This window comes from Streptomyces sp. NPDC052079, assembly GCF_040680275.1.
Classification (GTDB): domain Bacteria; phylum Actinomycetota; class Actinomycetes; order Streptomycetales; family Streptomycetaceae; genus Streptomyces.
In genome coordinates this window covers 73,125-95,747 of the sequence record NZ_JBFAWL010000009.1, presented here as the reverse complement: position 1 = coordinate 95,747, position 22,623 = coordinate 73,125, and the positions used below count along the sequence as shown (strand labels likewise).

At 72.5% G+C, this 22,623-nt stretch carries 21 protein-coding genes and 1 riboswitch; of the genes, 13 read left to right on the top strand and 8 right to left on the bottom strand.

The window, feature by feature from the left end; translation table 11 throughout:
- Positions 1–130 precede the first annotated feature (130 nt).
- Both AB0L56_RS16660 and AB0L56_RS16655 read right to left on the bottom strand, forming a co-directional pair.
- Positions 131–988 (bottom strand): MaoC/PaaZ C-terminal domain-containing protein, encoded by an 858-nt coding sequence (locus AB0L56_RS16660; protein ID WP_365423984.1) that lies wholly within the window; start codon positions 986–988, stop codon positions 131–133.
- Between the two features lie 223 nt (positions 989–1,211).
- Positions 1,212–2,645: an MFS transporter gene (locus AB0L56_RS16655; RefSeq protein WP_365423981.1), complete on the bottom strand. Its 1,434-nt coding sequence runs from the start codon at positions 2,643–2,645 to the stop codon at positions 1,212–1,214.
- A gap of 258 nt (positions 2,646–2,903) precedes the next feature.
- Here AB0L56_RS16655 and AB0L56_RS16650 point away from each other — a divergent pair, with 258 nt between their 5' ends.
- The 4 genes from AB0L56_RS16650 (at position 2,904) to AB0L56_RS16635 (ending at position 5,997) form a co-directional block, all read left to right on the top strand.
- A complete protein-coding gene (locus AB0L56_RS16650) occupies positions 2,904–3,554 on the top strand; it encodes a class I SAM-dependent methyltransferase (protein WP_365424160.1) in 651 nt (216 codons plus the stop codon).
- 22 nt (positions 3,555–3,576) lie between these two features.
- Complete coding sequence (locus AB0L56_RS16645) at positions 3,577–4,551, top strand: N-acetylmuramoyl-L-alanine amidase (protein ID WP_365423978.1); 975 nt, start codon at positions 3,577–3,579, stop codon at positions 4,549–4,551.
- A gap of 157 nt (positions 4,552–4,708) precedes the next feature.
- Complete coding sequence (locus AB0L56_RS16640; protein ID WP_361022504.1) at positions 4,709–5,530, top strand: hypothetical protein; 822 nt, start codon at positions 4,709–4,711, stop codon at positions 5,528–5,530.
- A gap of 173 nt (positions 5,531–5,703) precedes the next feature.
- Positions 5,704–5,997 carry a hypothetical protein gene (locus tag AB0L56_RS16635; RefSeq protein ID WP_361022507.1) on the top strand — a complete coding sequence of 98 codons (294 nt, stop codon included), beginning with the start codon at positions 5,704–5,706 and terminating at the stop codon, positions 5,995–5,997.
- 16 nt (positions 5,998–6,013) lie between these two features.
- Here AB0L56_RS16635 and AB0L56_RS16630 read toward each other — a convergent pair whose 3' ends face one another.
- The 3 genes from AB0L56_RS16630 to AB0L56_RS16620 are packed head-to-tail and all read right to left on the bottom strand — an operon-like array spanning position 6,014 to position 9,323.
- Positions 6,014–7,108 (bottom strand): prenyltransferase, encoded by a 1,095-nt coding sequence (locus tag AB0L56_RS16630; RefSeq protein WP_365423974.1) that lies wholly within the window; start codon positions 7,106–7,108, stop codon positions 6,014–6,016.
- Positions 7,105–7,845, bottom strand: coding sequence for a class I SAM-dependent methyltransferase (locus tag AB0L56_RS16625; RefSeq protein ID WP_365423971.1), 741 nt, complete (start codon positions 7,843–7,845; stop codon positions 7,105–7,107). Before AB0L56_RS16625 ends, AB0L56_RS16630 begins: the two co-directional genes overlap by 4 nt.
- Positions 7,839–9,323, bottom strand: a complete 1,485-nt coding sequence (locus AB0L56_RS16620) for a glycosyltransferase family 4 protein (RefSeq protein ID WP_365423968.1) — start codon at positions 9,321–9,323, stop codon at positions 7,839–7,841. Before AB0L56_RS16620 ends, AB0L56_RS16625 begins: the two co-directional genes overlap by 7 nt.
- A 207-nt stretch (positions 9,324–9,530) precedes the next feature.
- Here AB0L56_RS16620 and AB0L56_RS16615 point away from each other — a divergent pair, with 207 nt between their 5' ends.
- From AB0L56_RS16615 to AB0L56_RS16590, 6 genes are all read left to right on the top strand, one after another.
- On the top strand, positions 9,531–10,247 hold the full coding sequence (locus AB0L56_RS16615) for a TetR family transcriptional regulator (RefSeq protein WP_365423965.1): 717 nt from the start codon (positions 9,531–9,533) through the stop codon (positions 10,245–10,247).
- 340 nt (positions 10,248–10,587) lie between these two features.
- A riboswitch (cobalamin riboswitch) is annotated at positions 10,588–10,660 on the top strand.
- 130 nt (positions 10,661–10,790) lie between these two features.
- Positions 10,791–11,999, top strand: a complete 1,209-nt coding sequence (locus AB0L56_RS16610) for a prenyltransferase/squalene oxidase repeat-containing protein (RefSeq protein WP_365423962.1) — start codon at positions 10,791–10,793, stop codon at positions 11,997–11,999.
- A complete protein-coding gene (locus AB0L56_RS16605) occupies positions 11,996–12,619 on the top strand; it encodes an SCO2322 family protein (RefSeq protein ID WP_365423959.1) in 624 nt (207 codons plus the stop codon). The genes AB0L56_RS16610 and AB0L56_RS16605 overlap by 4 nt, the downstream gene beginning before the upstream one ends.
- A gap of 160 nt (positions 12,620–12,779) precedes the next feature.
- The gene (locus tag AB0L56_RS16600; RefSeq protein WP_365424158.1) at positions 12,780–13,856 is read left to right on the top strand and encodes an energy-coupling factor transporter transmembrane component T; all 1,077 of its coding nucleotides are present in this window, start codon (positions 12,780–12,782) and stop codon (positions 13,854–13,856) included.
- Positions 13,853–15,508 carry an ATP-binding cassette domain-containing protein gene (locus AB0L56_RS16595; protein ID WP_365423956.1) on the top strand — a complete coding sequence of 552 codons (1,656 nt, stop codon included), beginning with the start codon at positions 13,853–13,855 and terminating at the stop codon, positions 15,506–15,508. Before AB0L56_RS16600 ends, AB0L56_RS16595 begins: the two co-directional genes overlap by 4 nt.
- Positions 15,505–16,344, top strand: coding sequence for an ECF transporter S component (locus AB0L56_RS16590; RefSeq protein WP_365423953.1), 840 nt, complete (start codon positions 15,505–15,507; stop codon positions 16,342–16,344). The genes AB0L56_RS16595 and AB0L56_RS16590 overlap by 4 nt, the downstream gene beginning before the upstream one ends.
- Positions 16,345–16,580: 236 nt before the next feature.
- Here the strand turns inward: AB0L56_RS16590 and AB0L56_RS16585 are convergent, their stop codons facing one another.
- Positions 16,581–18,632: a phosphatase PAP2 family protein gene (locus AB0L56_RS16585; RefSeq protein ID WP_365423950.1), complete on the bottom strand. Its 2,052-nt coding sequence runs from the start codon at positions 18,630–18,632 to the stop codon at positions 16,581–16,583.
- 314 nt (positions 18,633–18,946) lie between these two features.
- Here AB0L56_RS16585 and proP point away from each other — a divergent pair, with 314 nt between their 5' ends.
- On the top strand, positions 18,947–20,422 hold the full coding sequence (proP, locus tag AB0L56_RS16580; RefSeq protein WP_365423947.1) for a glycine betaine/L-proline transporter ProP: 1,476 nt from the start codon (positions 18,947–18,949) through the stop codon (positions 20,420–20,422).
- Between the two features lie 77 nt (positions 20,423–20,499).
- Positions 20,500–21,177 carry an O-methyltransferase gene (locus AB0L56_RS16575; protein ID WP_365423944.1) on the top strand — a complete coding sequence of 226 codons (678 nt, stop codon included), beginning with the start codon at positions 20,500–20,502 and terminating at the stop codon, positions 21,175–21,177.
- A 17-nt stretch (positions 21,178–21,194) separates the two neighbouring features.
- Here the strand turns inward: AB0L56_RS16575 and AB0L56_RS16570 are convergent, their stop codons facing one another.
- On the bottom strand, positions 21,195–21,587 hold the full coding sequence (locus AB0L56_RS16570; RefSeq protein ID WP_365423941.1) for a hypothetical protein: 393 nt from the start codon (positions 21,585–21,587) through the stop codon (positions 21,195–21,197).
- Positions 21,588–21,705: 118 nt separating this feature from the next.
- On the opposite strand from AB0L56_RS16570, the gene AB0L56_RS16565 reads away from it, so the two are divergent.
- Positions 21,706–22,110, top strand: coding sequence for a DUF1992 domain-containing protein (locus AB0L56_RS16565; RefSeq protein WP_365423938.1), 405 nt, complete (start codon positions 21,706–21,708; stop codon positions 22,108–22,110).
- 3 nt (positions 22,111–22,113) lie between these two features.
- On the opposite strand, the gene AB0L56_RS16560 is transcribed toward AB0L56_RS16565, so the two are convergent.
- On the bottom strand, positions 22,114–22,623 hold the full coding sequence (locus tag AB0L56_RS16560) for a hypothetical protein (RefSeq protein WP_365423935.1): 510 nt from the start codon (positions 22,621–22,623) through the stop codon (positions 22,114–22,116).

Below are 22,623 nucleotides of genomic sequence, written 5' to 3'. Positions count from 1 at the left end.
CGTCAGGCAGCCGACCGCGCACCACACCGCACCACGAACGGCCCCGCCCGTCGCATGTCGACGGGCGGGGCCGTTCGCCGTCCGGCAGTTCGGAAGCGGCCCACCGGGCGGCAGGGAGCAGTCCGTTGGTTCAGGAGTGGCCGACGGTGGTCTCCGTGAGTACCGGCGCGTGCCCCCGTTCGACCGCGCTCACGGTCACGCGCACCTCGCCGTCCCCGCGCCACATCCTGACCCGCAGCGTCTCGCCCGGGTACACGACCCCGGCGAACCGGGTGGCATAGGAGCGGACCCGGGTGACGTCTCCGTCCAGCAGGGTGTCGACGACCGCCTTGAGTGTCATGCCGTAGGTGCACAGCCCGTGCAGGATGGGCCGGTCGAATCCGGCGCGGGACGCGAACTCCGGGTCGGCATGCAGGGGGTTGCGGTCACCGGTGAGGCGGTAGAGCAGGGCCTGTTCCTCGCGGACGGCCAGATCGAGGGTGCGGTCCGGCGGGCCCATGGGCGGCTCGCGGCGCACGGACGGGCCCCGGTCGCCTCCCCAACCGCCCTCGCCGCGTACGTAGATCTCCGCGTCGCAGGACCACAACGGGCCGTCGGTGCCGGTGGCCTCCGTGCGCAGGACGAGGACGGCCGCCCTGCCCTTGTCGTGCACGGCGACGATCCGGTCGGTGGTGGTGGCGGTGCCCTCGGCGGGCAGGGGGCGGTGCACGGTGAGCGACTGGCCGCCGTGCAGGACGTGGGCGAGGTCGACGTCGACACCGGGCATGGACAGCCCGCGGATCACCCCGGGCGGCCCGCCGCCGGCGACGGCGGCGAAGCTCGGCAGGACGTGCAGCCGGGACTCCAGGGTGTAGCGCAGTTCGCCGGGGTCGGTGGCGGACCGGCCCGCGCCGATGCCGAGGTGGTAGAGCAGGACGTCCGAGGCGGTCCAGGAGACCGTGCCGATCCGGGGCGGGGCACTGAGCGCCTTGGCTGCGTCGACGGGCATGTCTCTCCTGATCACCGACGGTCACGGACGCACGGAACGGGCCCGGCCCGCGCGCCGGCCGGGGGACATTTGTCCTGCCGGAGACCGTACAGCCGGCTCTGTCGGGCCGTGCGGCCCGTCCACGGTCCGCAACCATCTCTCTGCCGCGATTGCCAAGCCCGGCACCCGCACGGCATGGAGGCCCTCCGCGAGGCCCGCCACCAGGGCCGGCTGTGACGAGGGCCTAGTGGGGTTCGGCCGCCCGGCGTGGTAGCCATGCCCACATCAGCGCCGCCCCGGCCGCCAGTATGACCGTGCTCACGGCGAAGACCAGGGCGTAGCCGTCCGTCAGTGCCTGGGGCGTCTCGGCTCCCGCGGTATGGGCCGCCGCGATGGTCGACATGACGGCGAGGCCCAGTGAGCCGCCCATGGTGCGGGAGGTGTTGACCAGCCCGGAGACCAGGCCGGCCTCCTCGGGCGCCGCGCCGGAGATGGCCAGTGCGGCTAGCGGGGTTGCGGCGAGGCCAGCGCCCACCATCATCAGGATGCCGGGGAACATGATCGCGGTGAGGTAGGCCCCGTCCGCGGTCATCGTCGACTGCCAGCCGAAGCCGGTCATCGCGACCACCGTGCCGAGCACCGCCACCGTGCGCGGCCCCGCCGTACGCATCAGGCGGGGCGCGACCTTGGAGCCGAGGATGACGGCGAGCGAGCTGGGCACCAGGGCGAGGCCCGCCTCCAGCGGGGTGTAGCCGAGGACGTTCTGCGCGTACAGGGTCATGAAGAACCACATGCAGAACATCGCGGAGCCGCTCAGGAACATCGCCACGTTCGCCGACGCCACCGAGCGCAGCCGCAGCAGCCCGAGCGGCATCAGCGGGGCCTTGGACCGGGCCTCGACGAGGAGGAAGAGCGCGATCAGGACCAGCCCCGCGCACAGCGGCACCAAGGTGGCCCCCGCCGTCCAGCCCTCGGCCTCGGTCTGGGAGATGCCGTACGCCAGGGTGGCCAGACCGGCCGTCACCAGCACCGCGCCCGGCAGGTCGAGCCGCCGCCCGTCCCGCGCCCTGCCCTCCACCAGCCACCGGGCGGCCCCGGCCAGCAGCACCGCTCCGACGGGTACGTTGATCAGCAGCACCCATCGCCACGACAGCGCGTCCACCAGCAGTCCGCCGACGAATCCGCCGGCCGCGCCGCCGCCTGCGCCCACGGCCGTCCAGGTCGCGATCGCCCGGGCCCGCGCCGCGCCCTCCGGCACGGCCGAGGTGACGATGGTGAGCGTGGAGGGCGCCAGCACGGCCGCGCCCAGCCCCTGCACCGCCCGCGCCAGCAGCAGCTGCCAGCCCTCCTGGGCCAGCCCGCCCGCCAGCGAGGCCAGCGTGAACAGGCCGAGGCCGACGAGGAACATGCGCTTGCGTCCGTAGAGGTCGCCGGCGCGTCCGCCGAGCAGCATGAATCCGGCGAAGGCGATGGCGTACGCGTTCACCACCCACTGCAGGCCCTGCTCGTCGAGCGCCAGGCCGGTCCGCATGGACGGCAGCGCGACGTTCACCACCGAGATGTCGAGGACGACGAGGAACTGCCCCGCACACGCCAGCGCCACCACCAGCCACATGGGGGGCGAGGTGCGGCGGCCGGGTATGCGGGCGGTGTCGGTGGCATCGAGCATGGGCGCCATGTTCTCAATCGGCCCGCGTCCCCCGCATCGGCATTTCGGCCGACACGGCCTCGGTCCCCCGGCTTAGGCGGTGCCGTGAACGCCATGGAACGGTCAAGATTCGTTAGTGTGCCGAAGCATCGGAACAGTTGCCTCGGTGTACGGGGTTCGGTGTCCACGTATCCAGAGGAACGGCCCGGCCCCCGTCGGGTCGCCCCGCAGGCGGTACGGCAGCATGGGGTCGTGGATATACGTACAGCCTCGGGAGAGGCGAGCCCCGTGTCGGTGGGGCCGGAGCCGGGGGTTCTGGCCGCGTTCGAGGCGGCGAAGGGGTTCATGCCCGTGGACGAGGGGCTCGCCCTGTACGCGGCGGCGGTCGAGGCCGGGCGGCTGGGGCTGCCCCTGCTGGAGATCGGCACGTACTGCGGCCGCTCCACGATCCTGCTCGCCGACGCGGCCCGCACCGCCGGAGTCACCGCGCTCACGGTGGACCACCACCGCGGCAGCGAGGAGCAGCAGCCCGGCTGGGACTACCACGACCCGGAGACCGTCGACCCCGAGCTCGGCCTGATGGACACCCTCCCCACCTTCCGCCGCACCCTGCACCGGGCGGGGCTGGAGGACCACGTGGTCGCCCTGGTCGGCCGCTCCCCTCGCGTCGCCGCCCTCTGGGCCGCCCCGCTCGCCCTCGTCTTCATCGACGGCGGCCACACCGACGAACACGCCACCGCCGACTACGAGGGCTGGGCCCCGCACGTCGCCGAGGGCGGCCTTCTCGTCATCCACGACGTCTTCCCCGACCCGGTGGACGAGTTCACCGGCCAGGCACCTCACCGCATCCACCAGCGCGCTCTGGCGTCCGGCGCGTTCACCGACGTCTCGGCGACCGGCTCGCTGCGCGTACTGCGGCGCACGGGCGCGGGCATCTGATATCCGACGCTAGGGTGACTGCGTGTCGTACACAGGTCCCGACTTCGATCCGCCCCCGCCCCCACGCTCCCGGCGTCGCCTCCTGACCGTGGCGCTCGCCGCGCTGGTGCCCGGGGCGCTGCTCGGCTGGGCCGTGTACGCGACCGTGGGCGGCTCGGGCGACGACAAGGGCCCCGGGAGCGCCGCGGCCTCCTCGTCCGCCGCCTCCCGCACGCCGTCGCCGTCGGCCGGGAGCACGTCGCCGTCCGCCGGTTCCGGGGACGACGAACCCGGCGCCTCCGCCACGGCGACGTCCCCGTCGGCCTCCGCGCCCGCCGCGTCCGGCCCGCTCAAGGGCAAGGTCGTCGTCATCGACCCGGGCCACAACCCGAGCAATTTCCAGCACGCCTCCGAGATCAACCGTCAGGTGGACATCGGGACCAACCGCAAGGCCTGCGACACCACCGGCACCTCCACCAACGACGGTTACACCGAGGCCAAGTTCACCCTCGACGTCGCCCACCGGATGCGCACGCTCCTCGAAGAGCAGGGCGCCACCGTGAAATTGACGCAGGACGCCGACCGGCCGTTCGGGCCGTGCGTGGACGAGCGGGCCCGGATCGGCAACAAGGCGAAGGCCGACGCCGTCGTCTCGATCCACGCGGACGGCTCCGGCACCGGGAACCGGGGCTTCCATGTGATCCTCCCGGGCGCCGTGAACGCCGGGGCGGCCGACACCCGGCCCATCGTCGACCCCTCACGCGAACTCGGGGAGCGCATCGCGGGCAACTTCGTGCGCGTCACCGGCAGCGCGCCCTCCAACTACACCGGCGGCGGTACCGGTCTCGTCACGCGTAAGGACCTGGGCGGTCTCAATCTGTCAACGGTTCCCAAGGTGTTCATCGAGTGCGGCAACATGCGCGATAGCAAGGACGCGGCGCTGCTGACCAGCAGCGCCTGGCGGCAGAAAGCGGCGCAAGGGATTTCCGAGGGAATCGTGAGCTTCCTGCGCGGGTAGGGATCAGTGCGCTGATCCGGGCGGACAGCCCGATCCTGCGGACGATAGTGTCGTCCGTACGATGAGGGGCCACCCCCGCGCTTCACACCGGCGCTTCGGGCGACATGGTGACAGCGACGCCTCTTCCGACGACGAGACGACCTACGAAGGACCTGAAGTGAATATCCGCTCCCTCACTCGAGGCGACGGCGTGGTGATCGGAGCAGCGGTATTGCTGTTCATCGCGTCGTTCCTCGATCTCTACTCGATCGATGGTGCCCCGGACAGCGCGGACATCCCCAGCCTCTGGGACAGCGGGCCCGTGGTGCTCAGTATCGTGCTGGCGGGGATCATCGGTGCCGCGCTCGTCGTCGTGGCCCGGGGGCTGCCTGAGCCGCGCAAGATCGCCGGCCTCGACCTCGGCCAGTTCGGCGTCGGCTTCACGGTCTTCGCCGCCTGGTCGGCGCTCGGCAACATCTTCGACCCGACCGGTGGATTCGACGGCGAGGGCGGCTTCTCCGACGACATCGGCGCCGGTACGGGGCTGATCCTGGCCCTCGTCGCCACGCTCGTCATGGCGGCCGCCGCCATCGCCACCCCCCTGGTCCCCGCCCTCAAGGGCGCCCTCCTCCCGGCCGCCCGTCCCGCCGCCGCACCGCAGCCCTACGGCGCCCAGCCGCCCGGTGGTTACGGCTACCCGGGTGCCGGTGCGCAGCAGGGCTCCTTCGGTGGTCAGCCGCAGCCGGGTCAGCCGGGGCAGCAGCCCTTCCCGGGCCAGCCCGCCGCTTCCGCGCCGGCCGGTGACTTCTCGCCGTTCTGGTTCGCCGTTCCGGTGCCGCGTCCGCTGTTCCCGGAGGACGGCTCGCCCACGCCGATCGCCGAACTCGCCCCCGGTACCTGGTACCTGGCGGTCGAGCAGCGCGGTCCGTCGCTCATCGCACAGACGCAGGACGGCCGTCGCGGCGTTCTGCAGGACACGTCGGGCATCCAGCGCGGCTGATTCCGGCCCCCTTCCTCGTCACGGCTCCCCGCCCCATCCGGGCGGGGGGCCGTTGTCGTCTACCGGGAGCGCGGCCCAGAGGCCTGGCGGCTGCTGCTCACCCACCGCTGAACTTCCGGTCCAGCTCCGGACGTTCCGGGTTTCAACCGGCCGTTCGGGGCCACTCGGAAGGTATGTCCCCTCGATATCGCACTGGTTCCAATGCCGCGGGGACGGCCGTCGCGGTGATCGCGGACATCATGGCCGTCATCCTCGGACTGTGGATTCTGATGTATCTGCTGGACGCCAACCGGGCCAACGACCTGGTCCAGTTCGTCCATGACGCGGCCAACTGGCTGGCAGCCTGGTCGCGTGATCTGTTCACGTTCGACGAGGAGTGGGCCCGGGTCGTCGCCGGCTACGGACTCGCCGCCGTCGTCTACCTGTTCATCGGCCACGCCATCGCGGGCCGTCTGTACCGGCACTGACCGGTCCGGTTTGCGCCTATACGTCTGCGCAGCAGTCCGGATCCAGCCCCCCGGGCAGCCGGTCGCCGCCGAAGACAGCGCAGGTGGGCTCGTGGCCCCCGAGGGCGGCGACGGCCAGCAACAGTGAGCCGGCCGTCCATGTGGTCAGCTCGCGCGGCCAGATCGCGTCGTCGTCGAAGACGTACCCCGTCCAGTACAGGCCGCTCTCCGGATCGCGCAGGTGCTGGATCGACTGGAGCACCTCCAGCGCACGGTCGGACTCGCCCATCGCCCAGAGAGCCAGGGCGAGTTCGGCCGACTCACCGCCCGTCACCCACGGGTTGGGCACCACGCAGCGCACCCCGAGGCCGGGCACGACGAACCGGTCCCAGCCCTCCTCGATACGGGCCTTGGCCTCGGCGCCGGTCAGCGCGCCGCCGAGCACCGGGTAGTACCAGTCCATCGAGTAGCGGTCCTTGTCGAGGAACCGCTCCGGGTGACGCCGTATCGCATGACGCAGCGCACCCGCGGCCAACTCCCAGTCGGGCTGCGGCTCTTCGCGCTGCTCGGCGATGGCGAGGGCGCAGCGCAGCGCGTGGTGGACGGAGGAGGAGCCGGTGAGCAGCGCGTCCGCCGTGGGCGTGCCGTCGTCGTCGCGCCGCCAGCCGATCTGCCCGCCGGGCTGCTGGAGCCGCAGCACGAACTCCACCGCCGTGCACACCGCCGGCCACATGCGGTCGAGGAACGTGTCGTCACCGGTGGAGAGGTAGTGGTGCCACACCCCAACCGCGATGTAGGCGACGAAGTTGGTCTCCCGGCCCCGGTCGGTGACGTCGAGCGGGTCGCCGTCGGCGTAGGCGGCGTACCAGGAGCCGTCCTCCAACTGGTGTCGGCCCAGCCACAGATAGGCCCGCTCGGCGGCCTCGTGCTCACCCGCCGTGTCGAGGGCCATCGCCGCCTCGACGTGGTCCCACGGGTCGAGGTGGTGCCCCCGGAACCACGGGATCGCCCCGTCCTCCCGCTGCACGGCGAGGATGCCGGCGACGGTCGCCGCGGCCTGATCGGCCGTCAGGACGCCGGGCAGGACGAGATGTTCGGTCCGGGGCGACCGGGGTGACCTGGACGTCGTCACGTGGCGTCCGCCTCGGCGCGCGGCAGGTGCGGCTTGGTCGCGTACGCCACGAAGCTCTTGCCGATCAGCGGGTTGAGCGCCTGCTCCGCAACCCGGGTGGCCAGCGGCTTCTTCATGATGTCCCAGACCAGCAGCTTGTGGTACGCCCGCACCGGCAGCGCCTTGTCGTTGTCCACACCGAACGCGCACTTCAGCCACCAGTACGGCGAGTGCAGCGCGTGCGCGTGATGGGTGCCGTAGGGGCGCAGGCCCGCCTCGCGGATCTTGCCGAGCAGTTCGTCCGCCTTGTAGATGCGGATGTGGCCGCCCTCGACCTCGTGGTAGGCGTCGGACAGGGTCCAGCAGACCTTCTCCGGGCCGTAGCGCGGCACGGTGATCGCGATCCGGCCGCCGGGCCTGAGCACACGCACCATCTCGGCGAGTACGCCCTTGTCGTCGGGTATGTGCTCCATCACCTCGGAGATGATGACGACGTCGAAGGACTCGTCGGGGAAGGGCAGGGCGAGGGCGTCGCCCTCCATGGCGGTGGCGCTGGCCCCGGCGGGCGCCTCCCCGGCCTCCTTCATCGCCGCGAACCACTTGGCGACCTCGCGGATCTCCTCGCCGTTCTGGTCCAGCGCCACGACCTGGGCACCGCGCCGGTAGCACTCGAAGGCGTGCCGGCCGGCCCCGCAGCCGAGGTCCAGGACACGGTCGCCCGGGGCGAGCGGGAACCGGGAGAAGTCGACGGTCAGCACGTGGCCCTGCTTTCGCGGTCGGAGCGGTCGGGGATGCCGGGGATACCGGGGAGGTCTGAGGTGTGGGCTGCGTTCACGGGGACGGCGCCCGTGTCGGCGAGGGTGCCGGGGACGACGGCCGGGTCTGCGGGTCCCAGGCGGCGGACCGCTCGGGCGGCGGCTCCGGGGTCCCGGCCGGCCGTGCGGGCCATCGCCTCCCGGTAGTGGGCCACCGTGCCTTCGGCCGCGCGGGCCCAGGTGAAGTGCCGCAGCACCCGCTCGCGCCCGGCCGCGCCGAGCCGGGCGCGCAGCTCGGGGTCGCCGAGCAGCCGGGTCAGCGCGGCGGCCAGCGCCCCCGACTCCCCGGGCGGTACGGCGAGACAGGTCTCCCCGTCGGGCCCGGCCACCTCGGGGATCGCGCCGCCGGTCGTGGCGACCAGCGGCGTGCCCGTGGCCATGGCCTCGGCGGCGGGCAGGGAGAAGCCCTCGTACAGCGACGGCACGCACGCGACCTGCGCCGACCGCACCAGGTCGACCAGTTCGGCGTCCGAGATGCCCTTGACGAACTCGACGGCGCCCTCGAGGCCGTACCGCTCCATGGCCTGGGCGACGGGCCCTTCCGCGGGCCGCTTGCCGACCACGACGAGGTGGGCGTCGGGCTGCTCCGCCCGCACCTTCGCCAGCGCCTCGACGAGGAAGACCAGCCCCTTCAGCGGTACGTCCGCGCTGGACGTGGTGACGATCCGGCCGGGGACGACCGCCACCGAGGGATCGGGCGAGAACAGGTCGGTGTCGGCGCCGATGTGGACGACATGGACGCGGTCCCGCCGTACGCCGAGATCGTCGATGATCTCCTGGCGCGAGGTGCCGGAGACGGTGAGCACGGACGGCAGCCTGCGCGCCACCCGCTTCTGCATCCGCGTGAAGGCGTACCAGCGGCGCACCGAGTAGCGCCGCTGCCAGTTCTCGGCGGCGTCCAGCTCGAGGCGCCGGTCGACGGTGATGGGGTGATGGATGGTGGTGACGAGGGGGGCGCCGATGTCGCCGAGAAGGCCGTAGCCGAGCGTCTGGTTGTCGTGGACGACGTCGAAGTCGCCGCGCCGGGCGCGCAGATGGCGGCGGGCGCGCAGGGAGAACGTCAGCGGCTCGGGGAAGCCGCCGGTCCACATCGTGCCGACCTCGAGCGCGTCGATCCAGTCGCGGTACTCGTCGCGCCCGGGGGTGCGGAAGGGGTCCGGCTGGCGGTAGAGGTCGAGGCTGGGCAGCTCGGTGAGGCTCAGCCCGTCGTATCCCTCGTCGAGTACGGCGTAGGGCTGGGCGCCGATGACCTCGACGCGGTGTCCGAGGCGGGCGAGTTCGCGGGAGAGGTGGCGTACGTAGACGCCCTGGCCGCCGCAGAACGGGTTTCCCTTGTAGGTGAGGAGTGCGATCCGGAGCGGTCGCAAGCCGTCGGATGCGGGGCCCGCCGAGGGCCCGGCCTGACTGGCCTCAGCGGTCACTCTGGGCCCCCTTCTCCCTGCACTGTCCCGCGAGATTACGCCGGGACGCTCACCTAGAACAAGTTTCAGAGTTGATCGTTCGGAGGATCAAGAATCTACCGGCAGGTAGGGATGCTGTGAGCACTGGATCAGGTGATTCACGCCACGGCGGACGGCGTGCCATGCTGTCCGATCATCCACCCTCACCGACTGTCACGGACGGGACCCATGCCCGCGGAAGTCCACAGGACCCAGGCGACCAAGGCGGCGAAGCCGGCAGCGGGCGCCGCACGCCCCGAGCCGGCCTCTCCGCGCACCGACCCCGCCTCTCCGCTCACCGAGCGGCAGGAGGCCCGCCGGCGCCGCATCCTGCAGGCGTGCACGCAGCTCGCCGTCCGGGGCGGCTTCGACGCGGTACAGATGCGGGAGGTCGCGGAGTCCTCCCAGGTGGCGCTCGGCACGCTGTACCGCTACTTCCCCTCCAAGATCCACCTTCTGGTCGCCACGATGCAGGACCAGTTGGAGCATCTGCACGCGACACTGAGCAAGAAGCCGCCGGCCGGTGAGACCCCGGCCGAGCGGGTCGCGGAGACCCTGATGCGCGCCTTCCGCGCGCTCCAGCGCGAGCCGCATCTGGCCGACGCGATGGTGCGGGCGCTGACCTTCGCTGACCGCAGCGTGAGCCCGGAGGTCGACCAGGTGTCCCGGCTGACCACGAGGATCATCCTGGACGCGATGGAACTCACCGACCCGACGCCGGACCAACTGGCGGCGGTACGCGTCATCGAGCACACCTGGCACTCGACACTCATCACATGGCTGTCGGGCCGCGCGTCCATCGCCCAGGTGAGGGTCGACATCGAGACGGTGTGCCGGCTGATGGACCTGACGGCGAGGCCCGGGGCCGCGACATACGGGACCGCCGACACCCACCGAGTCGACTGAGCCGAATCTTTCGACATCTTCCGCTGACGCAGTCGACCCACCTGCACCAAACGGCAACGTCATGACGGTCCGTTCCACCTGGAACGGCTCCCTGGTGGCCGGGGCGTCCACCAGTTTCGGCTTCACCGTGAACGGCGGCAGCACACCACCGGGCCTCCTGACCGGACCACCGCGTGTCGTCAGGAAAGCCGCGGGTGCGGGCCACATCTCAGTCCCGCCGTGACCCCGGTCACGGCGGACCCCTCTCCCTCACCCACCTTGCGATGCCGCTCCCGAGGCCACTCCTTACGCCGCTCCTACGGGCGGGTAGAGTGGCCGCGTCGTCATCACACCCGTACGGGGGGAAGCCGGTGCAATTCCGGCGCTGACCCGCAACCGTGAACCGTCCGCCGAGGCGGTGAGCCGGACTGCCCCGCACGGTTCGTGACCGGCTCACGTGCCCGGCAACCCGCCGGCGCACGGGCACCGTCGAGGTATACGGAGCCGAGCCGCCGGGGTGTCCCGCGCTGCCCGGCCCTCTTCAGGGAGAGGCACCCGCCGATCATGAATGTCCGCCGCAGCGCCGCGGTCCTGGCCGCCGTCGCCGTGTTCGGCGCCGCCGCACCGGCCGCCGCCGACTCGTCCCCGTCGCCGTCCAAGGGGCAGCTTCCCTCCGCCCTGTACGGCGACAAGGACCCGCAGTACGACGGCGTCTGGCGCCAGTCGCTCGCCCTCCTCGCCCAGCACACGGTCGGTCTCGAGCCGCCGAAGAGCGCCGTCGACTGGCTCGCCGGGCAGCAGTGCGCCGACGGCTCGTTCGCCCCGTACCGTGCCGACCCGGCGAAGGCGTGCGACGCGAAGACGATGGTCGACACCAACCAGACCGCCGCCGCCGTCCAGGCCCTCGCCGCGCTCGGCGGTCACGACGACGTGACGAAGAAGGCCGTCGGCTGGCTGAAGTCCGTGCAGAACAAGGACGGCGGCTGGGGATACACCGCGGGCGGCGCCAGCGACACCAACTCCACCTCCGTCGTCATAGGCGCGCTCGCCGCCGCCGGTGAGCAGCCGGCCGAGGTGACGAAGAACGGCAAGTCCCCCTACGACGCCCTGCTGAAGCTGGAGTTGCCCTGCGAGGGCGACGGCGCGGGGGCGTTCGCCTTCCAGCCGGACAAGAAGGGCACGCTGATAGCCAACGCGGACGCGACGGCGGCGGGCGTGCTCGGTTCGCTGGGCGCGGGTCTGGCCGCCGGGCCCGGCAAGGGCGGTGCGGCCAAGGACGCCTGCGAGAAGGCGAAGACGCCGGAACAGGCCGCCGCCAACGGTGCCGCGTACCTGACGGACGCCCTGGCCGAGGAAGGCCACCTGATCTCCGCCCTTCCCGGCGCCGAGGACCAGCCCGACTACGGCAACACCGCCGACGCGGTCGTCGCACTCGCCGCGCAGGGCGCGACGGATCAGGCCGGCAAGTCCCTGGCCTGGCTGCAGAAGAACGCCGCCGTCTGGGCCAGGCAGAGCGGCCCGGCCGCCTACGCCCAGCTCATCTTCGCGGCCCACGCCACGGGCGCGGACCCGCGCGCCTTCGGCGGCACGGACCTGGTGAAGCAGCTGACGGCGACGGGCCCGGCCCCCGAGAAGACCACCAAGGCGCCCAAGGAGGATTCCGAATCCGCATCCGACTCCGGCTTCGGCGTCTGGTGGTACGTCGGCGTCTGCCTGGTCGCCGGCATCGGCATCGGCTTCCTGATCAGCGGCCGCAGGAAGCAGCAGCCGTGATCCGCCGGGCCACCGTGCTGTTCCTGGCCGCGCTCCTGCCCCTGCTGGCAGGCGCGGGCCAGGCCCAGGCCGTCGGCTACCGCTACTGGTCCTTCTGGGAGCGGAACGGCACGGCATGGACGTACGCCACCCAGGGCCCGTCCCTGGCCCGCCCCGCCGACGGCGACGTCCAGGGCTTCCGCTTCTCCGTCAGCGAGAACTCCGCGGACGCGGCGAAGCCCCGGGGCACGGCGGATTTCGACACCATCTGCGCGAAGACCCCGGCCCGGGACGGCGAGAAGCGCGTGGCGCTGGTCATCGACTTCGGCACCCCGGCCGACGCCCCATCCGGTGAAACCCCGCCGACCGGCCGCACAGCCTGCGCCCAGGTCCCGGAGGACGCGACAACGGCCGAGGTCCTGGCCTCGGTGGCCAAGCCCCTGCGCTACGACGCGAACGCCCTGCTGTGCGCGATAGCGGGCTACCCAGAGAAGGGCTGCGGAGAACAGGTCACGCCGGAGAAGAACAGCACCCCAACCACCTCACCGAAGTCGGGCCCCTCGATCGGCCTGATAGGCGGAATCGCGGCGGTAGCCCTCCTCGCAGCAGCAGCAATCTGGCAGGTACGCCGCCGTGCGTAACCGGCGTAGCTGCGGGCAGTCGTGCCGCTGGGGCGATGGGGGTCCCCCCGCTCGAGCGAAGTCGAGAGTGGGGGAGGGTGGGCGCAGCGGCACCCGGCAATCGCCGGCAGAGCAGCCCACCCCCGCCCAGCCCCAGCGGCCCCAGCAGGCCCGTGCGACCCTGCACCCCGCCGCCTGGTGGCTCTGGTCCCTAGCCCTCGGCACCGCCGCCACCCGCACCACCAACCCCCTCCTCCTCACCCTCCTCATCACCACCTCCGCCTACGTAGTGGCGACCCGCCGCCCCAACACCCCCTGGTCCCGCTCCTACGCCGCCTTCGTCAAACTCGCCGCCGCCGTCCTCCTCATCCGCCTCGCCTTCGCAGTGATCCTCGGCTCCCCCATCCCCGGCACGCACGTGCTCGTGCACCTCCCCGAAGTCCCCCTCCCCCACTGGGCCCAGGGCATCCGCCTCGGCGGCAACGTCACCGCCGAAGCCCTCACCTTCGCCCTCTACGACGCCCTCCGCCTCGCCACCCTCCTCATCTGCGTGGGCGCGGCGAACGCCCTGGCCAACCCCTCCCGCCTCCTCAAGTCCCTCCCCGGCGCCCTCTACGAACTCGGCGTGGCGGTGGTCGTGGCGCTCACCTTCGCCCCGAACCTCATCGCCGACGTACAGCGTCTGCGCGCCGCCCGCCGTCTGCGCGGCCGCCCCGACAAGGGCCTGCGCGGCCTGCTGCACGTAGGACTCCCGGTCCTGGAGGGCGCGTTGGAGCGCTCCGTCGCCCTCGCCGCCGCGATGGACGCGCGCGGATACGGCCGTACCGCCGAGGTCCCGCCCGCCGTCCGCCGTACCACCGCCGCCCTCACTCTCGGCGGCCTGCTCGGCGTCTGCGCGGGAACGTACGGACTCCTCACCGCCGAGGGCGGCACCTACGGCGTCCCCGTCCTCCTCGCCGGCCTGGCCTCCGCCCTCGCGGGCCTCTGGCTCGGCGGCCGCCGCACCGTGCGCACCCGCTACCGCCCGGACCCCTGGGACACCCGCGCCTGGCTGGTCACCGCGTCCGGAGTCGCCGTAGCCGCTCTGCTGACCCTCGCGGCCTCCCGCGACCCGTCGGCCCTGCACCCCGGTGTGGTCCCGCTCGTCGCCCCCACCCTCCCCCTGTGGCCGGCGGCGGCCGTCCTGATCGGCCTGCTCCCGGCCTTCGTCACCCCCGCCCCCGAGCCCGCGCACACCCGCAAGGAGCCGACGACGTGATCCGCTTCGAGAACGTGTCGGTGACGTACGACGGTATGGCGGAACCCGCCGTCCACGGCGTCGACTTCGAGGTCCCGGAAGGCGAACTGGTCCTCCTCGTGGGCCCGTCCGGCGTGGGCAAGTCGACCGTACTGGGTGCGGTGAGCGGCCTGGTCCCGCACTTCACCGGCGGCACCCTGCACGGCCGGGTCACCGTCGCGGGCCGCGACACCCGCACCCACAAGCCGCGCGAACTCGCCGACGTCGTGGGCACGGTGGGCCAGGACCCGCTCTCCCACTTCGTGACGGACACAGTGGAGGACGAACTCGCCTACGGCATGGAGTCGTTGGGCCTGGCCCCCGACGTGATGCGCCGCAGGGTCGAGGAAACCCTCGACCTTCTCGGCCTGGCCGACCTCCGCAACCGCCCCATCGCCACGCTCTCCGGCGGCCAGCAGCAACGCGTGGCCATCGGCTCGGTCCTCACCCCGCACCCCCGGGTCCTGGTCCTGGACGAACCGACCTCCGCACTCGACCCGGCGGCGGCCGAGGAGGTCCTGGCGGTCCTCCAGCGCCTGGTCCACGACCTCGGCACCACGGTCCTCATGGCCGAGCACCGCCTGGAACGCGTCATCCAGTACGCCGACCAGGTGGCCCTGCTGCCGGGCCCCGGCGAACGCCCATGGCTCGGCACCCCCGCGGAGGTGATGGCGGTCTCCCCCATCCACCCCCCGGTGGTCGGCCTGGGCCGCCTGGCCGACTGGTCCCCCCTCCCCCTGACGGTCCGCGACGCCCGCCGCAAGGCGGCCCCGTTGCGCACCCGCCTGGCCGACCGTCGCCCTCCGCAGCAGCACAACCCCACACCCCCGCCCCCCACTCGCCGCCTGTTCCAGCGCACCAAGCCGAACCACGCACCCACTGCCCCCGTGGCCGAGGTACGCTCCCTGGCCGTCCGCCGCGACCGCGTCCAGGCCCTGCGCCACGTCGACCTGACGGTCACCCCCGGCGAGACGATCGCCCTCATGGGCCGCAACGGCGCGGGCAAGTCGACGCTGCTCAGCGCGCTGGTCGGGCTGGTCGCCCCCGCCTCGGGCTCGGTGCGCACCGGCGACGCGATCCCCCACCGCACCCGCCCCCGTGACCTGGTCCGCCGGGTCGGCCTGGTCCCCCAGGAATCCCGCGACCTCCTCTACGCCGACACGGTCGCCGCCGAGTGCGCGGCCGCCGACCGCGACGCCGAGGCACCCCCCGGCACCTGCCGTGCCCTCCTCACGGAACTCCTCCCGTCGGTGGCCGACGAGACCCACCCCCGCGACCTGTCCGAGGGGCAGCGCCTGACCCTCGCCCTGGCCGTGGTCCTCACCGCCCGCCCGCCCCTGCTTCTCCTCGACGAACCGACCCGCGGCCTGGACTACGCGGCGAAGGCCCGCCTCGTGAGGATCCTCCGTGGGCTGGCGTCCGAGGGCCATGCGATCGTGATGGCCACGCACGACGTGGAGCTGGCGGCGGAACTCGCGCACCGGGTCGTCCTGCTGGCGGAGGGCGAGGTGATCGCGGACGGCCCGTCGGCGGAGGTGGTCGTGGCGTCCCCCTCCTTCGCGCCGCAGGTGGCGAAGATCCTGGCCCCGCAGCAGTGGCTCACGGTCTCCCAGGTCCGGGAGGCGCTGCGGTGACGACGCTCACGAAGCGCACGGACCGCCAGGCCCGGGCCATCCGCCTGGGCCCCCGCTCCTGGCTGGCGCTCGCCCTGGTCAGCACGGTGGGCGTGGCCGGCTTCGGCTGGCCCTTCCTGGCCCCGCCCACCTCCACGCTGAACGCACACGCCCAGGACGCGCCGTGGCTCTTCGCGGGCCTCCTGGTACTCCTCGTAGCAGTCGTGGCGGCGACGATCTCGGAGTCGGGCCTCGGCCCGAAGGCGGTGGCGATGCTGGGCGTCCTCGCCGCCACCGGCGCGGCCCTGCGCCCCATCGGCGCCGGGACGGCCGGTCTGGAACCCATGTTCTTCCTCATGGTCCTCAGCGGCCGGGTGCTCGGACCGGGCTTCGGCTTCGTCCTCGGCTCGGTGACGATGTTCGCGTCCGCGCTGCTCACGGGCGGTGTCGGCCCCTGGCTGCCGTTCCAGATGCTGGCGATGGGCTGGTTCACCATGGGCGCGGGCTTCCTGCCGGGCGCCGACCGCCTGCGCGGCCGCCCGGAGGTCTGGATCCTGGCTGTGTACGGCTTCCTGGCGGCGTTCGCCTACGGCACGGTGATGAACATGGCGGGCTGGCCCTTCATGTCGGCCCTGGCCTCGAACATCTCCTTCTCACCGGACGCGTCGCTCCCCACCAACCTGGCCCGCTTCGTCGCGTACTGCCTGGCGACGTCCCTCGGCTGGGACCTGGGCCGGGCCCTGGTCACGCTCGCCCTGACCCTCACCCTGGGCACCCCCGTCCTCAAGGCCCTCCGCCGAGCCACCCGCAGGGCAGCCTTCGAGGCCCCGGTCACATTCGCAAACACCCCTGAGTAACGCACCCGACGGTGAACCACCCCACATGACCCGCATCACCTACGACTCACCCCGTAGAAACCATGCTTCTGTGGCCCCGTCGTCAGGCGCCGACGTATGCCCCGCCCCGCACACAAACGGCATCCGGGACACTCCCCCCATACCGAAGGCGGCGACCCCACGATCCCCGGGGCCGCCGCCTTCGCCATACAAGACGTTCACCCGGCTCACCGTGTCCGTGCCCGGCGAGTGGCGGATCAGCTTGGCGTGCGGTCCTTCGTCGGCAGGCGCGGCTTGCTGCTGGGATCGGTGGCCGGCGTCGTCGTACGGGCGCGTGGGCCCTGGAGGAGGTAGGTCAGGGCGAAGCCGGCGGCGACGACGAGGGCGCCGCCGGCCGCGTCCACGATCCAGTGGTTGCCGGTGGCGACGATCGCGGCGGCCATGAAGAGGGGGTGGAGGAAGCCGAGGGCCTTCATCCACGGCTTCGGGGCGAGGATCGCGATCACCAGTCCGCACCACAGGGACCAGCCGAAGTGCAGGGACGGCATCGCCGCGTACTGGTTGGTGAGGTGGGTGAGGGTGCCGTAGTCCGGCTTGGAGAAGTCCTGGACGCCGTGGACCGTGTCGATGATGCCGAGGCCCGGCATGAGGCGGGGCGGGGCGAGCGGGTAGAGCCAGAAGCCGACGAGGGCGAGGATCGTGGCGAAGCCGAGCGCCGAGCGGGCCCAGCGGTAGTCGACGGGGCGGCGCCACAGGAGCAGCCCGAGGACGGTCAGCGGGACGATGAAGTGGAACGACGTGTAGTACACGTCGCAGAACTCCCGCAGCCAGCCGATCTTCGCCACGGCGTGGTTGACGGCGTGCTCGATGTCCATGTGGATCAGACGTTCGAGGTCGAGGATCTGCTGTGCGTGTTCCTCGGCGCGGGCACGGCCCCCCGAGTTGCTGCCGCCGGTCGCGGCGAGGCGGATCGTGGCGTACGCGGCGTAGGTGACGCGGATCAGCAGCAGCTCGAGGAGGAGGTTCGGGCGCAGGAGCACCCGGCGCAGGAACGGCACCAGCGGGACGAACGCGAAGCGGGCGGGGACGGGCTCGGCGTACCGGGTGGGAATGGGGGCGCGGAAGTACTGCGAGGTGCGGGAGAGGAAGGGGACCGCGGTGGCGGCGGCCAGGGCGGCGAGGAGGACGACGTTGTCGCGCACCGGGTGGAGGAACGCCATGTTCGGCAGCATCATCGTGGCCGGCAGCGTCATCACCAGGATGACGGCGACGGGCCAGACCATCCGGTCGCGGGCGCGTGTGCCCACCCTGCCGACGACGGTGAGCAGCACCCACAGGAGCTGGTGCTGCCACGCGGTCGGGGCGACCGCTATGGCGGCGCAGCCGGTGACGGCGACCGCGAGGAGCAGCTGGCCGTCGTGCGCGTAGCGGACGGCGCGTCTCAGGGCGAGGGCCACGACGGCGGCGCCGAGGAGGAGGAAGAGTCCGATCTCCGGGGGGCCTTCGAGGCCGAGGCGGAGCAGGGCGCCGTGCAGGGACTGGTTGGCGAGGGCGTCGGCGGGGCCGCCGAGGCCGGTGCCCGCCAGGTGGTGCACCCAGTAGGTGTGGGAGTCCCGCGGCAGCGCGGCCCAGGCGAGCGCGGTGGCGGCGGCGAAGGTGACGCCGGTGGCGGCGGCTGCCCGACGGCGGCCGGTGAACCACAGCAGCGGGGCGAAGAGGAGGAGGGTGGGCTGGAGGGCGGCGGCGACGCCGATGAGGGCGCCGCTGGGGCGCCGGCCGTGGGCGACGAAACAGCCGAGCAGGACGAGCAGGACGGGGACGATGCTGGTCTGGCCGAGCCAGAGGGTGCTGCGGACCGGGAGGGACAGCATCAGCAGGCTGACGGCGACCGGTGCGGCGAGGATCGCGGTGCGGCGGCCGACCGGCTGGGGCAGGGCGCGGGCGGCGATCAGGCCGAGGGCGACGACCAGCAGCAGGGTGCCGAAGGTCCATCCCCAGCCGAGGGCCTGCCCGGCCGGGCGGGTGAGGGGTTTGAGGACGAGCCCGCTGAACGGGGTGCCGGTGAACTCGGTGGAGTCGTAGAGGGAGCCGCTGACGTGCAGGACGCCCTCGGGGCCGACCCAGGTGCCGAGTGCGGTCAGCCGTTCCCTGCTGGGGGTGGTCAGGAGGACGGCGACCTGGCGTACGGCGAGGACGGCGGCGAGCAGCCACAGTCCGAGGCGCGCCGCGCGCAGCCGGGCCCGGGTGCCGCCGACGGCGGTCGCCCCGAAAGCATCCGTCGGTCCCCCACTGTGCTCCGCGTTCGCCACGCCTCGTCGGCCTCCTGCCCCATTCGGGCACGTGCGTCCCATGCGTGGGTTTTGTCCGAATGACGATAGTCCGCGAGGTGCGAGGTTGCCTCGGGACGACGCGAGAAGGATCACAATCGATCACGGAGTCGGGGCGTGCGACGCACCGCTGCGTGCCTGTACACAGCGCATTTGCGTGCAGTATGCAGCTATTCGCATACCGCCCGTAAGGGGCTCAACGGCGCCTATCGTCGCTTCTTCGGCCCGCCCGACAGCGCCGCCGCGCGGATCCGTGCCCCTGTCCCCGTCCCCGTCGAAAGCAGGCGAGCGAAGTTTTGTCGACTGCCCAAGTCGCCACTCCCCCCGTCGCCCCCCGTCCGTCCGGTTCCGGTGCTGCCGGTTCCCCGGCTCCGGAGAAGGCCGGCGCCGCCCCCTCCCCCACCGTCACCGATCCCGCGCTGGTCCGGCGTGCCGTGAAGGCGGCCGCGCTCGGCAACGCGATGGAATGGTTCGACTTCGGTGTCTACAGCTACATCGCGGTCACGCTGGGCAAGGTCTTCTTCCCCTCGGGCAACCCCACCGCCCAGCTGCTGTCCACGTTCGGCGCCTTCGCCGCGGCCTTCCTGGTCCGTCCGCTCGGCGGCATGATCTTCGGCCCGCTCGGCGACCGCGTCGGGCGCCAGAAGGTCCTCGCCCTCACGATGATCATGATGGCCGCGGGCACCTTCGCGATCGGCCTGATCCCGTCCTACGCCGCGATCGGCGTGGGCGCGCCCATCCTGCTGCTGGCCGCCCGTCTGGTGCAGGGCTTCTCCACCGGCGGCGAGTACGCGGGCGCCTCCACCTTCATCGCCGAGTACGCCCCCGACCGGCGGCGCGGCTTCCTGGGCAGCTGGCTGGAGTTCGGCACGCTCGCCGGGTACGTCGGCGGTGCGGGCCTGGTCACGCTGATGACCGCCCTGCTGTCCTCGGACGACCTGCTGTCGTGGGGCTGGCGGATCCCGTTCCTGATCGCCGGGCCGATGGGCATCATCGGCCTCTACCTGCGGATGCGCCTGGAGGAGACCCCGGCGTTCGCGGCCGAGATCGCGAAGGCCGAGAACGAGCGGCCCAAGGTGCCGCTGCGGGAGATGATCACCGGCCAGTGGCGTGCGCTGCTGCTGTGCGTGGGCCTGGTGCTGGTCTTCAACGTCACCGACTACATGCTGCTGTCGTACATGCCCAGCTACCTCACCAGCGAACTCGGGTACGACGCGACGCACGGCCTGGTCGTCGTGCTCGGCGTGATGGTGCTGATGATGATCGTCCAGCCGTTCGCCGGGGCGCTGACCGACCGGGTCGGGCGCCGTCCGGTGATCGCGGCGGGCTGTGCCGGTTTCCTGCTGCTGTCGGTGCCGGCGCTGCTGCTGATCCGCGACGGCGGTCTGCTCGCGGTCGCCGCCGGCATGGGCGCGCTCGGCCTGCTGCTGGTCTGCTTCACCGCGGCCATGCCGTCCGCGCTGCCCGCGCTGTTCCCGACCCGGGTGCGTTACGGCTCGCTGTCGATCGGCTTCAACGTCTCGGTGTCCCTGTTCGGCGGCACGACCCCGCTGGTGGTCACGGCACTGATCGGCGCGACCGGCGACGTGATGATGCCCGCCTACTACATGATGGCGGCGGCCGTGATCGGCGGGTTCGCGGTGTGGCGGATGGCCGAGTCGGCGGGACGCCCGCTGCCGGGTTCGCCGCCGTCGCTGGAGCCCGGGACCGACGGGACCGCCGGGACCGCCGGGACGTCCGGTGCGGCCGGAACACGCCGGACATGCGCCTGACGGGGAGCGGACGCGCGGCGTATGTTCTAGCGTCACTGGTTAGACAGACTAACTAGTCGTACGGAAGGTGCAGGCGCATGAGCGACTCGCAGGTCTGGCGCACGGTGGACGACTACATCGCCGACCACGTCGTGACCGATGCCCACGACGATGCCCTGGCCGCGGCGCTGCGTGACAGCCACGCGGCCGGGCTCCCGCCGATCTCGGTCTCCCCGCCCGCGGGCAAGCTGCTCCATCTCCTCGCCCAGATGCAAGGCGCCCGGAACATCCTGGAGATCGGCACGCTCGGCGGCTACAGCGCCATCTGGATGGGCCGGGCCCTGCCCGCCGACGGGCGGCTGGTCACCCTGGAGTACGACCCACGGCACGCCGAGGTCGCCGTCCGCAACATCGCCCGCGCGGGACTCGACAAGCAGGTGGAGGTCCGGGTGGGGGCGGCGCTGGAGTCGCTGCCCCGGCTGGCGGACGAGAACCCGCCGCCGTTCGACCTGGTCTTCGTCGACGCGGACAAGATGAACAACCCGCGCTACATGGAGTGGGGGCTCAGGCTGACCAGCGCGGGCAGCCTGATCGTGCTGGACAACGTCACCCGGGGCGGCCGGGTGGCCGATCCGGACAACACCGACCCCGACGTGGTGGGCACCCGCGCCGCCCTCGACATGATCGGCACCCACCCCCGGCTGACGGGTACGGCGATCCAGACCGTCGGCACCAAGGGCTACGACGGGTTCGCGCTGGCACGCGTGCTGGCGTGAGCGCCACGGCTGCCGTCTCAGACCTCGTGGTAGAAGCCCACGTTGACGCTGCGCGGGGCGGTGCGGTCGTGGATGACGACCTCGCCGCTGCCGCCCCGGGGCAGCGGGACGGTGCCGCCGTAGGCGACCGGGTGGGCGTACTCACCGATGGTCAGCCGGACCTCGGAGGAGGGCTCGGGCAGGGATCCGCGCAGCCAGGTCAGGTGCCAGGTGCCGTCCTGTGCGCAGCTGAACTCCAGGTGGACGCGCGAGACGAACAGCCAGTCGTCCGGCGTCGACAGCCGGCACAGTGACTTGTCCCGGCCCACCCGCAGCACGGCGCCCGGCTGGCTCGGCGCGTCGGCCATGAGCATGCCCGCCGTGGCACCCGCTTCCTCCGCGGACACCGCGGCCATGGTGAGTTCGAGCACCTGTGCTCCTCCTGAGACGTCCTGCGGGCCGAGGAGGGCCCTTGCACGGCGGCCGGATCGGCTCGCCGCCGCCGAATGATAAAACGCCCAACTGCGTGGCGTCCGGCACAATGAACACATGACCGAGCGAAAGCCACCCGGCGTCGACTTCGAAAGCTGGGTCGACAAGCAGATCCGCGATGCGGACGCGCGCGGCGAGTTCGATCAGCTGACCGGGGTGGGCAAGCCACTTCCCCCCGAGGTCGAGAGCACCTACGACGAACTGTGGTGGGTCAAGCGGAAGATGGCCCGCGAGGGGTTCTCGGTGCTGCCGCCGACGCTGGCCTTGCGCAAGGAGGCGGAGGACGCGCTGGAGGCGGCCCTCGCGGCACCGTCGGAGCGGATCGTCCGGAAGATTCTCACGGAGATCAACGCCAAGATCAGCGACATGATGTTCAAGCCGCCGCCCGGGCCCCCGCTGGGCAAGAAGCCGTACGACGTCGAGGACGTCGTACGGCAGTGGCGGGAGCGCCGGGCCGGCTGAGACTCAGACGCCGAGCAGCCGTTCCGCCAGCTGGCGGTAGTCCCGCAGGGCGAGGCGCAGTTGCTCGGTGTCGGTCGCCGCGACATGCGGCCCGTCGCCGGGGTCCATGGTGTCGGGGGTCTGCCAGGACCGGCGCAGGCTGCGGCGCCGTTCGGTCACGGCCTCGGTGAAGCGTTCGGTCAGCTCCCGCAGAACATGATCGGCCTCCTGTACGGCATCACGCGGCGCGTCGACGAACCCGGCCACGGCGTGCTGCAACTGCGCGGCGAGCTTGTCGGTGTCGTCAGGCGGGAGGACACGGTGCTCCCCACCCGCACCGTGACCTGTAACGGTCCCTGCGACCGACGGGCTGTCGGCGCCGGGGCCGGTGTCGGGGGCGGTGCGGGTGCTCTCGGGCTGCGCGGCGGCCGGCGGGCCGTCGGCCCCGGAGGCGGTACGGCGCGTGTCGGCGCCGGGGTCCCGGGTGCTCTCGACGGGCGGGGTGTCGCCGGGGCGTCGGGTCAGGTCGGACAT